Source organism: Flammeovirga pectinis (genome assembly GCF_003970675.1).
GTDB classification, from domain to species: Bacteria; Bacteroidota; Bacteroidia; order Cytophagales; family Flammeovirgaceae; genus Flammeovirga; species Flammeovirga pectinis.
The window spans coordinates 724,620-737,419 of the sequence record NZ_CP034562.1; the positions used below are offsets into that span (position 1 = coordinate 724,620).

11 protein-coding genes are annotated in these 12,800 nt (G+C 31.9%); 6 read left to right on the top strand and 5 right to left on the bottom strand.

The window, feature by feature from the left end:
• Window positions 1-76: 76 nt before the first annotated feature.
• Window positions 77-1,903 carry a DUF885 domain-containing protein gene (locus EI427_RS02965; protein WP_126611457.1) on the bottom strand — a complete coding sequence of 609 codons (1,827 nt, stop codon included), beginning with the start codon at window positions 1,901-1,903 and terminating at the stop codon, window positions 77-79.
• A gap of 225 nt (window positions 1,904-2,128) precedes the next feature.
• On the opposite strand from EI427_RS02965, the gene EI427_RS02970 reads away from it, so the two are divergent.
• Complete coding sequence (locus EI427_RS02970; protein ID WP_126611459.1) at window positions 2,129-4,837, top strand: D-alanine--D-alanine ligase family protein; 2,709 nt, start codon at window positions 2,129-2,131, stop codon at window positions 4,835-4,837.
• Window positions 4,838-4,843: 6 nt separating this feature from the next.
• Window positions 4,844-5,674: a PASTA domain-containing protein gene (locus EI427_RS02975; protein WP_126611461.1), complete on the top strand. Its 831-nt coding sequence runs from the start codon at window positions 4,844-4,846 to the stop codon at window positions 5,672-5,674.
• Between the two features lie 57 nt (window positions 5,675-5,731).
• Here EI427_RS02975 and EI427_RS02980 read toward each other — a convergent pair whose 3' ends face one another.
• The 3 genes from EI427_RS02980 to folP all read right to left on the bottom strand — a co-directional run bounded on the left by EI427_RS02980 (window position 5,732) and on the right by folP (window position 8,400).
• Window positions 5,732-6,610 carry a leucine-rich repeat domain-containing protein gene (locus EI427_RS02980; protein ID WP_126611463.1) on the bottom strand — a complete coding sequence of 293 codons (879 nt, stop codon included), beginning with the start codon at window positions 6,608-6,610 and terminating at the stop codon, window positions 5,732-5,734.
• A 96-nt stretch (window positions 6,611-6,706) separates the two neighbouring features.
• Window positions 6,707-7,543, bottom strand: coding sequence for a diadenylate cyclase CdaA (gene cdaA / locus EI427_RS02985; protein ID WP_126611465.1), 837 nt, complete (start codon window positions 7,541-7,543; stop codon window positions 6,707-6,709).
• 92 nt (window positions 7,544-7,635) lie between these two features.
• Entirely contained in the window at window positions 7,636-8,400 is a 765-nt protein-coding gene (folP, locus tag EI427_RS02990; RefSeq protein WP_240655345.1) for a dihydropteroate synthase, read from the bottom strand.
• 150 nt (window positions 8,401-8,550) lie between these two features.
• Here folP and EI427_RS02995 point away from each other — a divergent pair, with 150 nt between their 5' ends.
• From EI427_RS02995 to EI427_RS03010, 4 genes are read left to right on the top strand one after another with little or no spacing between them, the layout of a single operon-like run.
• Complete coding sequence (locus EI427_RS02995) at window positions 8,551-9,105, top strand: DUF1599 domain-containing protein (RefSeq protein ID WP_126611469.1); 555 nt, start codon at window positions 8,551-8,553, stop codon at window positions 9,103-9,105.
• 42 nt (window positions 9,106-9,147) lie between these two features.
• Window positions 9,148-10,296: a BT_3928 family protein gene (locus tag EI427_RS03000; protein ID WP_126611471.1), complete on the top strand. Its 1,149-nt coding sequence runs from the start codon at window positions 9,148-9,150 to the stop codon at window positions 10,294-10,296.
• Window positions 10,297-10,307: 11 nt separating this feature from the next.
• Window positions 10,308-11,363, top strand: a complete 1,056-nt coding sequence (locus EI427_RS03005) for an ABC transporter permease (protein ID WP_126611473.1) — start codon at window positions 10,308-10,310, stop codon at window positions 11,361-11,363.
• Window positions 11,364-11,373: 10 nt separating this feature from the next.
• The gene (locus EI427_RS03010) at window positions 11,374-11,877 is read left to right on the top strand and encodes a shikimate kinase (RefSeq protein WP_126611475.1); all 504 of its coding nucleotides are present in this window, start codon (window positions 11,374-11,376) and stop codon (window positions 11,875-11,877) included.
• Window positions 11,878-11,940: 63 nt separating this feature from the next.
• On the opposite strand, the gene EI427_RS03015 is transcribed toward EI427_RS03010, so the two are convergent.
• Window positions 11,941-12,768: a DUF3108 domain-containing protein gene (locus EI427_RS03015; protein ID WP_126611477.1), complete on the bottom strand. Its 828-nt coding sequence runs from the start codon at window positions 12,766-12,768 to the stop codon at window positions 11,941-11,943.
• Window positions 12,769-12,800: the final 32 nt, after the last annotated feature.

Here is a 12,800-nt window from a genome sequence, read left to right on the forward strand (position 1 = left end):
ATGAATATATCAAAAATAAGACAGTTTTTAAATTCAACTATAAAATGATAGTATATTAAGTCTACAAAAATAAAATTTATAGCATTTGATTATTCTTTTGGATATAATTCTCTACAAGAAATTCTAATGTTGATAAAGGTATTGGACCATTGCTTAAAACTACTTCATGGAACTGCCTAATATCAAACTGACTTCCAAGTATATTCTTTGATTTATCTCTAAGTTTTAAGATTTTATCCATGCCAATTTTGTAAGCCGTTGCTTGTCCTGGCATTACAATGTGTCTGTCAACCATTTTTTCGCACTGACTGTAGGCTGCAGGGGTATTGGATGTGTAATAAGTAATACTTTCTTCTCTAGTCCACTTACGATCATGTATTCCTGTATCAACAACCAAACGGCAAGATCTCCAAAGTTCCATAGATAAACGCCCGAAATCTGAATAAGGATCACTATAAAAACCTAGTTCTTTTGGAATGAATTCTGCGTATAAACCCCATCCTTCAATGTAGGCAGTATATTCTCCTGATTTTCGAAATTCAGGAAGGTCTGATAATTCTTGTGTTAATGCCAATTGCATATGGTGCCCCGGAATACCTTCATGATAAGCCAATGCTTCCATTTCATACTTAGGCATTCCTTCCATATCATAAAGATTTGCGTAGTAATACCCAGGTCTTGAGCCGTCTTTAGCAGGTTTGTTATAAAAAGCTTTGCCTGCAGTAGCTTCTCTAAATTCTTCAACTCTTTTTACAATAATTTCTGCTTTAGGCTTAGTAATAAAAAGATCATCTAGACGAGTTCTCATCGTATCAATAATAGCCGTTGCTTTATGTAAGTATTCTTGTTTACCTGTTGTTGTATTAGCGTAATAGAATTGGGGAGAAGACTTCATGAATTCAAAAAATGCTTGTAAGTCACCTTCAAAGCCAACCTTTTCTTTAATGATCTGCATTTCATTATGTATTCTTTCTACTTCTTTTAAACCTAAATCATGAATTTGGCTTGCAGTAAGATCTGTAGAAGTTATTTTTTTGAGGCAATAGGCGTAATATTCATCACCATCTTTCAGGCGCCATACACCAGCTTCATCATTCGAAAGTTTTTCCTCTTTTTTAAGATAATGGATGAGTTTTCTATAAGTTGGACCATAATAATAAACCATGGCATGGTACATATCTTTTTTCAATTGATCTTCCTCGTTTGGAGGTAATTTTAAAGCACTTAACTTTTTATTGAAATCACTTACTAAAGGATGATCAACTGATGATTTATCTAAAGGTTTACCTTTGAGCAAATTCTCACAATCACCTAAAACCTTTGGAAATAAAAATTTTGGTAGCCTAAATCCAACTTCACTAGCCATTTCAGATTTAGTGATTTTTTGTTGCATTAATTCAGGTATCTTTTTTATTCTTTCTATATATGCTTCAGCATCCTTTTTAGAATCAATTTGATGAAAACCGATAAGAAATGAGGCAGATTCGCTTTGGGCGCCAAACATCTGATTAAATGTATATTCGTACATGTGGTAGCGTTCTCCATCAAGATTTAATTTTAATTCGTCCTGAAATAATTTTAAACTTAATGCTCTACTAGGTGAGAAACTTAATGAATTGAACTTTTTAGATTCATTTAAAGCATGTTCTTTGTCTCTAAAGGTTCTATAAAATGCACTTTCAGAGTAATCATCCCATTCATCATTTTGAAATTTATCACCTCTATAGGTCAAAGATTCAGGACTTTTATTTAAGTCTGATAAAAAAACACTATCAAAAAAGACATCTAGATGTAGGTCGTCATTTTTAGAAATTTTATTTTCAATTGTCTTTTGGCAAGAGATCAGAAAGGTGAAAGAAAATAAAGTCGATAGTAGTAATAGTCGAGTATTGTTTATAGTCATTCTAGTAAATATTTAATTTATTCGAGGCAAAATGCTACATTTATCAATTGTTTCCAATTGTTATTCATTTTTAAGTAATAAATTCCTTTGAAGGTGCTGATAACTACTGTATTTAACGATATCAGGACAAAGGAATGAAGCAGTTGGTGTATCAGATATTAAAAAGAATATAATCCATTAAATAGATAGTAAAAACCTAATACCTTTTTGCTAAATTTGCGGGTCATGATAAAAGTAGGGATATTTTTTGGAGGTATTTCACGAGAGCGTGAAATCTCCTTTGCGGGAGGTAGAACTGTCTACGATAATTTAGACAAACATTTGTTCGAGCCTGTACCGATTTTTGTTGATAGTTTAGGCAACTTCATTCATTTGGAGTGGTCATATGTATATAAAGGAACGGTTAGAGATTTTTATCCGCCGGTACAAAGCATTCCAGAAAATTTACAAGGTTTTCAGATGTATGTGGAGTCATTGGGTAAACTTACAGAAGCACAAGCTACAGAAATGGCGAGTGCAGTAGGAGAGAAAATTAATCCTAATCAGTTTGCAGATCTTTTTGATTTTGCATTTTTGGCTCTTCACGGACCTTTTGGTGAAGATGGTAATTTGCAAGGTATTTTAGAGTGGTATGGTTTACCTTACTCAGGGGCAGGAGTGTTATCTTCTGCAATTGGTATTGATAAAATTACCCAAAAGAAATTATTTACTGATTTACAGCTTACAACACCAGATTATGATGTTATTGATGCTCAAGATCTGGTAAATGACAAGGTGGCTTCTACTTTTTCTAGATTGAAAAAGAAATTAGGTATGCCTTTAGTTGTAAAAGCTCCGAGACAAGGATCTTCTTTAGGTGTAAGTATTGTAAAAGAAGATAGTTTGTCTGCTTTTGTTGCTGCAGCTAAAAAATCTTTATTTATTGAAGAAGTTAAAGCAACAGATTGGATCAACTTGTCTGCAGAAAATAAAATTCGTTTTGTTCATGATTTTGCAGATGTTCGTTTGGGAATAGGTTTACCTGTATATGTTAATGGTCAAGAAGATCATATTATTTATAATCCAAAAGAACTTTTAGAACACCTAGATCTTCATCTTGTAGATAAGAAACAAGATCTATTAAGTTATCAATCTTTAGATGCAGAAGAGCGTTTATTGATAGAAGAGCATGTTCAAGGACGAGAATTTTCTTGTATTGTAATTGAAGATGAAAACGGTGTTCCTTTAGCATTGCCTCCAACAGAAATAGTTAGAGGGAATGAAGGTGTTTTTGATTATAGATCAAAGTACCTGCCAGGGATGAGCAGAAAGGTAACCCCAATTGATCTTCCAATTGAGAAAACTAGAGAGATTCAAAAAGATTGTGAGAACCTGTACTCAAAACTACAATTTGATGTTTACGCAAGAATTGATGGCTTTGTAACTGCAGATGGAACGGTATTATTAAACGATCCGAATACTACTTCGGGTATGATGCCATCTTCTTTCTTTTTCCACCAAGCAGCAGAGATTGGTTTAAATCCATCTCAATTTCTAACATTTATTATTCGTACATCTTTAGCATGTAGAATAAGATCAGGAAAGAATACCGTAGTAACTAAACCACTTTTAACAAAGTTAGATCATCAAATTAATGCTTCAAGTACTACAGAGCATCAAGTGCTTAGAGTTGGAGTAATAATGGGTGGTTATTCTTCTGAAAGACATATTTCTGTAGAAAGTGGTAGAAATATTTTTGAGAAACTAGCCTCATCACATAAATATGAAGCTATTCCTATTTTCTTAACAGGTACAGCAGAAGATCATAAGTTATTTGAATTGCCAGTTAACATTATGCTTAAGGATAATGCTGATGATATCAAATTAAAAATTGACCAAGCGCTATCTGGAGAAAAGCACCCTGTTTTAACAGAAGCTATTGAAAAGGCAAAGCCAATTACAGCTAAATATGCTGCAGGGGCTTGTTTTGATCCAAAACCTTTAGATTACGACAAGTTAAAAGAAAGGGTAGATGCTATTTTTATTGCTCTACATGGTAGACCTGGTGAAGATGGTGCTGTACAAAAGCATTTAAATAAAAGACACATTCCTTATAATGGTTCTGATGTTGATAGTTCGGAAATAACTATTGATAAATATCTTACAACAGAAATACTTAAAAAGAGCGGTGTTCTTGTTGCTGAACATATGTTGCTTGAAAAAGCAGATTGGCAAAAAGATAAGAAGTTAGCAATTGATGAGGTAGAGAAAGATTTTACTTACCCAATAATTGCAAAACCATCTGATGATGGATGTAGCTCTGCTGTAATGATGATTAAAAAGCGTGAGCAGCTAGAAGATTTTGCAGAAGCTATTTTTAGAGTGGAAGATGAAGTTAATGAGAGTTTAAGAAATAAATTAAACCTTGATAAAAACGAAGAATTTCCTTCTAAACAACGTATTTTAATAGAAGAGTTGATTAGTCCTAACGGAGCAGATCACTTTCTTGAAATTACTGGCGGAATGCTTACAAAATGGCATAATGACGGTACTAGGTCATATGAGATTTTTGAACCATCAGAAGCCTTAGCTAGTGGCGAAATTCTTTCTCTTGAAGAGAAATTTTTAGCTGGTGAAGGTCAAAATATTACACCTCCTCGTTTTTCTACAGATAGCCAAGAACAAAAATGGATATCAACTGCAGTTCGTAAGGACCTAGAAAAAGTGGCAAAAGAACTTAATGTTCAAGGTTATTGTAGAATTGATGCTTTTGTAAGAATTTGGAGAGAAGAAAAGCGTGTAGAGACAATTATTATTGAGGTAAATTCTTTACCTGGTATGACTCCCGCAACTTGTATTTTCCATCAAGCAGCAATTAATGGTTACAAACCTTTTGACTTTATTGATAGTATTTTAGATTACGGAATAAAACGAACAGAAGCTACTCTTAGCTAATTCATTATGGATAAAACGAAAATTAAACAATTAATCTTTGGAGATACACCATCAGCACTCTTAATAAATATAGGGTTGATGGTAGTAGTAAGTTTATTCTTACTATTGATCTTTTTTCAAGTATACTTGCCAATATCAACAAATCATGCTGAAACTGTTACAGTGCCAGATATCGATAGTTTGTCTATTGAAGATGCAAGAAAACGATTAGAGTCTTCTGGATTAAGATATCAAATATTTGATTCATCAGCAGTTAATTACAATCCAGACCTTCCTTATTTAACAGTTTTATCTCAAACTCCTGTATCTGGAGAAAAGGTAAAGGATAATAGAAAAATTTATTTAACTGTCAATCCTTCGGAACCTGCTTCTATAGAGTTACCAGATTTAATAGATGGTTCTTTAAAAAATGCGGTTGTTCGTCTTAAAAACTTAGGAATGAAAGTAGGAACTGTAGATAGAAAACCAGATAGATTTGTAAATAATGTATTAAAAGTACGTTACAACGGAAGATGGATTTCTAAAACAGAACTTAAAAGAGGCTTTAAAGTATTGAAAGGTACAAATATTGATTTAGTAGTAGGTGATGGTATGGGTAACGCTACTATTGAAGTGCCTAATGTTGTTGGTATGACTGAAGGAGATGCTGAATTTGTATTGTTTGGGCAGGGTCTTGGTAAAGGAAGAGTACAATATATTGAATACGATACAATTCCTGGAGTTGTCGTTCGTCAATCGCCAGTAGCAGAAGTTAATGCTGCATCTGGAAGATATCCTAGAATTCGTTTGGGAAGAACAATAGATTTATATGTTTCTGAGTTTTCTGGAAACAAATAAATAAAAAAAATAGATACGAAAAGGGCTATTACAATACTGTAATAGTCCTTTTTTTTGTTACATATCGAAAATGATATGGGTGTTAGGTAATAATAACCTTAGCCTTTTTACATCCGTTTCTTCTAATGGATTACCAGCAAGAACAAGTGTTTCTAAATTTTTTAAATTTTCTATATTCTTAGGGAGTTTTTGTATTCTATTTAATGATAAATCAAGAACTTTTAATGCGTATAAATTATCAATGTTTTTTGGTAGCTCTTCGATTTTATTTCCTCTTAAATTTAAGTAAGATAAATGTTCTAATGTAGAAACTTCTTTTGGTAACTTTGATAAATCATTATTACTAAGGTTAAGGCTATAAAGATATTTGAATTTACTTATTTCAGAAGGAATAACAGAAATATTATTTTGTCCTAAATCTAATGATATGATATATGGGCAACTATTATATAAAGTACCTAGACTTTTTATTTTATTAGAAGATGCACTAATTGAAATTAGGTTAGAAAACTCACTCACATCATTTGGAATAGAGCTGTAATTCTGAGATGAAAGGTCTATACAATACGCTTTGTCGGCTGTTAATGCAGCACTCTTAATCATGTAGCATTCTGCACGCCCTAATTCGTATAATTTCTCTATTGCTTCAAAATGATCATATTTTATGGCTTCAATTAAATCAAGGCATAATTCTGAATTAATGTACCCTTCTTTTTTACCTAAAAGATCTTTGCAGATTGCTCTATGATAATATGCTTCTCCTAAATTATCCTGTATACTAATTGCCATTGTAAAATCTCCTATAGCTTTAAGGTAATTTTCACTAGAAAGATTAGTCAAACCTTTCGATATGAAAGTGCTAGGATCGTTATTGAGGGTAAATGAGCTTAATCCAATTGCAAGGGTTAGTAATGATATTCTTATTATGGTTTTCATCTTGAAATGGTAGTAGTGTAATAGATTATTTATTACTCTAATAACATACTTATGAAATAAGAAGTTTACAAAAAAAGTGGTGTTGTGATAAGAAACTTACACAGCTGATTTTTGGGTAGTAGTTGTGTTATTTTCTTCTTGACCATCCTGCATATATGCTCGAATCTTAGTACGCAGTTCAATTGATGAAAGGTTGTGATCAATTACGCCGCCTTGTATGTAAGACATTTGTCCTGTTTCTTCAGAAACAATTAAAACAATAGCATTAGTATTTTCTGTCATACCAATACCTGCTCTATGACGTAAGCCCATTGTAGCGGGTATATTAGGGTTTTCCGAAATAGGTAAAATACATCTCGCTGCCTGAATTCTATTATTATAAATCAGACAAGCACCATCATGCATTGGAGAGTTCTTAAAGAATATTGAAAGCAATAATCGTTTTGAAATTTTAGCATCAACAAAGTCACCAGTTTCAGCATAAAATTGTAAATCACTGTCTTTAGAAATAACAATTAAAGCCCCAGTATTTGTTCCACTCATGTCTTTCATTGCATCAATAATAGAAGGGATATCTAAATTGATTTCATAATCTTTTCCTTTTCCTCTAAATAATTGAAAAAGAGGGAAGTTTTTAAAATCAGTTGATTTACCAATTATTAAAAGGAACTTTCTAATTTCTTGTTGGAAAAGTATGATTGCAGCAATTACACCAACATCAATAAATTGGCTTAGTATTTCTGAAAGCAATTCCATGTCTGTTGCTTTCACCACCAAGTAAGTGAGGTATATTGATAACCCACCAACGAAGATTTTTAAAGCAACACTCCCTTTAATTAATTTGTATAGATGGAACAGCAAGACCGACACCAGTAAGATATCGAGCACGTCAACGAAATTAATTTCTAAAAAACCGACGCTAAATAATAACATTTAATTGCTGTTCGAGATGTGATTATAAAGTACAATCTAAGATGAAAGTACCTGATTACAAAAATATATGCTTTATTTTAAAATGAAACAGTTTATTGTATAAGTTTTACACATTCAACTGCAGGTTTAACATCATGAACTCTCAAAATGTGTGCTCCTTTTAAAATTGCTAGTGTATTTAACACAGATGTTCCATTTAAAGCTTCACTAGAAGTAATCCCTAATTTTTTTGTAATCATTGATTTTCTTGATACGCCAACTAATATTGGTAAGTTTAATTCTTTAAATAAATGTAGGTTTTGAAGAAGTTCATAATTTTGCTCAATTGTTTTAGCAAAACCAAAACCAGGATCAATAATTATATCTGCTGTACCATCAGAAAGAAACTCTTGAGATTTTTCTGCAAAATATTTCATCACCTCAAATGTAACTCCTTTAGGGTAATCTGTTAGGCTTTTCATAGTTTGTGGAGTTCCACGCATATGCATCATGATATATGGAATGTTTAATTCTTTTACTGTATTAAACATCTTATCATCTAAATTTCCACCAGAAATATCATTGATAATATCAGCACCAAAATACGTTGCGTTTTTAGCAACATTACTCCTAAAAGTATCAATTGAAATTATACTATTTGGGAATTTATTTTTTATAGCTTCAATTATTGGAAGGACTCTATTTAATTCTTCTTCTTCTTTTACATGGTCTGCACCAGGTCGAGAAGAATAACCACCTATATCTAAGATACTCGCTCCTTCATTTAGCATTGTTTCAGCTTGAAGAACGGCATCATCAACATAAACTTTCCTACTGTTATTATAAAATGAATCTGGGGTGGCATTAATGATCCCCATCACCTTAGTACTATTTAAATCGAATAATTTTCCTTTTATTTTCAAGGAAAAAGAAGAAGGATTAATCATTTAGTTTGAGGTTCGACGTCTATACTCTAACTTTACATCAAAGTTAGCTGAAAATAATCAGTAACAAAGGAAAGTAAGAAGATGACACAAGCAGAAAAGACAGAAAAAGAGTTTAAAGCTGTAATAGAAAAGTGTAGAGCTTTATTTGAAAAGAAAACGATTGATTATGGTACTGCATGGAGGATTTTACGTCTACCATCTATCACAGATCAGATATATATAAAAGCAATGCGAATCCGTTCTATTCAAGAAAAAGGAGAGCAGAAAATAGATGAGGATATTTTAGGCGAGTTTATTGCTATAATTAATTATTGTTTGATGGCATTAACTCAATTAGATTTGAGAGATGATGACCGAATGGATTTAAATCCAGAAGAGGTAATGTCACAATATGATAAGCATGCAATACAAACTACGCAATTGATGTTCGATAAAAACCATGATTATGGTGAAGCATGGAGAATGATGCGTGTATCTAGTATTACTGATATCATTTTAATGAAATTACTAAGAGTAAAACAAATTGAAGGAAACGACGGTAAAACTATTGTTTCTGAAGGTGTGGATGCCAATTATCAAGACATGATTAATTATTCAATTTTTGCTTTGATTCTTTCAGGTTTCGTGGCAGAGTAATTAAAAAACACTAACAGACATTATTACTAATACATAAGATTAATGAAAACTTTACAGAGAATATTAGCCATAGTTGTTGGTTTAGTATTTATTATTTCTGGGTTGGTTAAAATTGACGACCCTATGGGAACAGCCATAAAATTTGAAGAGTACTTTCATGTCTTTGCAGATGATTTTGCGGGAGTTTTAGGCTTTCTTGAATCATTCTTCATAGCATTAGTTCCTTATTCATTATGGTTGTCTGTTTTGTTTTCGTCTTTTGAAGTAATTCTAGGTGTTGCATTAGTTATTGGCTTTAGACAAAAAATATCTCTAAAAGCAACTTTAGCACTTTTGATATTCTTTGGTTTCTTGACTTTCTATTCTGCATATTTTAATAAAGTTACAGATTGTGGTTGCTTTGGAGATGCGTATAAATTTTCACCTTGGGGTTCTTTTACAAAAGATGTTGTACTTCTAGTGTTATTAGTGTTTTCTATGGCTCTATTGCCTAAAGAAAAACCAATGCAATTTACAGGGTATTCAGTTCCGAATAGACAAAGTACTAAAACGTGGAAAACGATAACAATATTGGTTGTTACATTATTTTCTTTTGGTACGTGTACTTATGCAATAAGGCATTTACCTCCAGTTGATTTTAGACCTTATAAAATTGGAGCAAATATTGGCCAAATGATGCAGCCTCAAGCGCCTTGTCAGAATCTATTTTTTATGGAAAGAGACGGTGTTGTTAAAGAGTTTGATTCTTATCCAACAGATCCAACTTGGAAATTTAAGAAAATGGAAATTGTAAATGCAGAAGAGTGCGAACCTCTAATTCCTGATTATTATATTTCTAATGAGGAAGGGGAAGATTTTACTGACCTTACTATAAAAGGAACGAGGTTATTGGTGATTGTGCAAAATGTTTCTGAAATTGAAGAAGAGACAATACAACCAATAGTTAATTTGGTTAACGAACTAAGTGAAAAAGAAATTCAGAGTATTACTATTACAAGTGATGCTACTGATTTTATGAAATTTACAGAAAGAGTTCATCTTTCTATTCCATATTATTACGCAGACGCTACGGTATTAAAAGCTATGATCAGATCAAATCCGGGTGTAATGTTAGTAAAAGATGGAACTATTTTAGGTAAGTGGCATTATAATGACACCCCTACAGCTCAAGATATAACTACACTTTTATAATATAAAATCGCGTGCTACAATTTGTAATTAATAGATTAATGTATGGTTTTTTGGTAATATGGGGCGTAATAACCGTAGTGTTTTTACTGTTTCATACATTACCTGGTAACCCTGTTGATTTAATGTCAGGACAGCATGCAGATTTAGAAACAAGAGAGTTAATAAGAAAAGAACTAGGGTTAGACCAACCCTTATCCGTTCAATATTTAAGGTATTTAGCAGATCTATCTCCTATTTCAATAGAAAAGGATACTCCAAAAGTAAAAAAGAAGTATGATTATTATGCTCTTTTTTCTATTGGAAGTTCTGTCCTTGTCGTTAAATATCCTTATTTAAGGAGGTCATTTCAGACCAATAAAAGAGTAGATACTATTTTAATAGAAAGTTTACCAGGCACACTCTGGTTATCTTTAACTGCTATAATTATTGCAACAACAATCGGTATCTTATTAGGAATGGCTGCAGCAGTAAATTATGGTACTAAGATAGATCATGCAATTGTAAGTGGTTCTGTGGTTTTTATTTCTATGCCTTCTTTTGTACTTGCTATACTCATGGCAATTACCTTTGGTTATTATTTATCTGATTTTACTCATTTAAATATGACGGGTTCTTTATGGATGAACGACCCACTCTATGGGAGGCAACTTCATTTAGAAAACTTAATTCTACCTTCCATTACTTTAGCTACACGCCCTCTTGCAATTATTATTCAATTGACAAGAAGTTCAATGTTAGATGTAATGTCTCAAGATTATATACGGACAGCTAAAGCTAAAGGTGCTAGTTTTATTAGAGTAATATTTATGCATACTTTAAGAAATGCATTAAATCCAGTAATTACAGCAGTATCTGGATGGATGGCTACAATGATGGCAGGTGCATTTTTTATAGAATATATTTTTAAATGGAAAGGGCTTGGTTTTAAAACAATTCAAGCTGTTGAGTATTTAGATTTACCCGTTGTAATGGGAGCTACTATTCTTATCGCTTTTGGTTTTGTATTGGTAAATATCTTTGTTGATATTTTATATGCTGTAATAGATCCTAAAGTGAGGATTCAATAAAGATATAATTATGCGCATTTATTTAATAGGCATGCCTGGAAGTGGGAAATCTACTTTGGCAAAAGAGCTATCAGAAGTATTAGACCTTCCTTACTTTGATCTTGATTTAGAAATTGAAAAGAAAGAAAGGAAATCAATACCTAAAATATTTACAGAGTTTGGTGAAGATTATTTTAGAAAAGTAGAAAGAGAGATCATGCTTTCTTTTACACCAGATAATGCTATTATAGCTACTGGGGGAGGTACACCTTGCTTTTTTGATAACATCGAAAAATTGAATTCTCAAGGCAAAACCTTTTTTGTAGACGTATTGGAAGATGATTTAGCAGACAGGGTTTGGGAGCAACAAGGAACAAGACCTTTATTAGCTCAAGAGAATAGAGAAGATATCTTTGCTGCTATTCAAGAAAAAAGGGTAAATAGATTGCCTTATTATGAAAAAGCACAAATAACAATTCAAGCAAATAAAAAAACACCTTATGAACTTGCTATAGAAATAAAGCAAAATTTATAAAGTGTATATACTATAAGATTAAATCCCAAATCAATAGATTCAATTTATTGATTTGGGATTTTTTTATTTAGATTTTTTGAGCTTTTGTTTAAGTCCTTTATACCTTACTAAATCTACATTAACAGAACCTACAATAAGTTCAGCTTGTATTTTTAAAGGTATTCTATTGATATCTTTTGAAACCCAAAATTTTATTGGATGTGTTCCAGAAAATAATTGATTTTCTGGCATAATTGGGGACATTACATAAGATTCAATTCTACCAAACTTTGTATAGACCTTTTCAACACCTAAATAGACGATATCAAAATCATACGCTTTATTTTCCCAAAATGAGTTAAGTGAAATTGTATCACCTTTAGTCATTTGATCATAATCAAGAGTTCTTAAATAGTAATATCCAGAAATAACATCATGTGTATTAGGAGGCATCTCATAATGTTCAATATGAATTTCTTCTTTATCCTTTTTTTTCCATTCAGCATCTACTTTTCCATTTACTTGATCAAAATTTATTTTTTCCTCAAGTGTGTATCCTCCTTCTATAATATCTCTATTAAATTGTACAGGATATAAAGTGGAAGTGCTGAAGTAACTTTGCCATAAATCTCGGATTTTCATGGTCATTCCAAACATTCCAATACTTCGTCCTGTAACATCTACTTTGTAGGTCTCTTCTCCATTCACTTGATGTAGTTTTTTATCAAGATGAACTACTGCTTCCCCTGCTTCAAAAACAGAATACCCAGCGACATATGTTAATGTTTCTCCTTTTTCAAATGAAATTTCGGACTTAATTGGTGGATCTTGCTCTGTTTTGAAGCTAAAAGATATAAAACCAATAAATAAAATGGCAGCTGTAATTTTTATATATTTTGTATTCAATCTCATAGAATTATATGAATTACTCAATTTTTAAATTC

What these genes read in the sequence shown, in the direction of transcription:
- EI427_RS02970 (WP_126611459.1), top strand. Translation starts at nt 2,129, where the DNA reads ATGATAAAAGTAGGGATATTTTTTGGAGGTATTTCACGAGAGCGTGAA.
- EI427_RS03015 (WP_126611477.1), bottom strand. Translation starts at nt 12,768, where the DNA reads ATGAGATTGAATACAAAATATATAAAAATTACAGCTGCCATTTTATTT.
- folP (WP_240655345.1), bottom strand. Translation starts at nt 8,400, where the DNA reads ATGGGGATCATTAATGCCACCCCAGATTCATTTTATAATAACAGTAGG.
- EI427_RS02995 (WP_126611469.1), top strand. Translation starts at nt 8,551, where the DNA reads ATGACACAAGCAGAAAAGACAGAAAAAGAGTTTAAAGCTGTAATAGAA.
- EI427_RS03010 (WP_126611475.1), top strand. Translation starts at nt 11,374, where the DNA reads ATGCGCATTTATTTAATAGGCATGCCTGGAAGTGGGAAATCTACTTTG.
- cdaA (WP_126611465.1), bottom strand. Translation starts at nt 7,543, where the DNA reads ATGTTATTATTTAGCGTCGGTTTTTTAGAAATTAATTTCGTTGACGTG.
- EI427_RS03000 (WP_126611471.1), top strand. Translation starts at nt 9,148, where the DNA reads ATGAAAACTTTACAGAGAATATTAGCCATAGTTGTTGGTTTAGTATTT.
- EI427_RS02965 (WP_126611457.1), bottom strand. Translation starts at nt 1,903, where the DNA reads ATGACTATAAACAATACTCGACTATTACTACTATCGACTTTATTTTCT.
- EI427_RS02980 (WP_126611463.1), bottom strand. Translation starts at nt 6,610, where the DNA reads ATGAAAACCATAATAAGAATATCATTACTAACCCTTGCAATTGGATTA.
- EI427_RS02975 (WP_126611461.1), top strand. Translation starts at nt 4,844, where the DNA reads ATGGATAAAACGAAAATTAAACAATTAATCTTTGGAGATACACCATCA.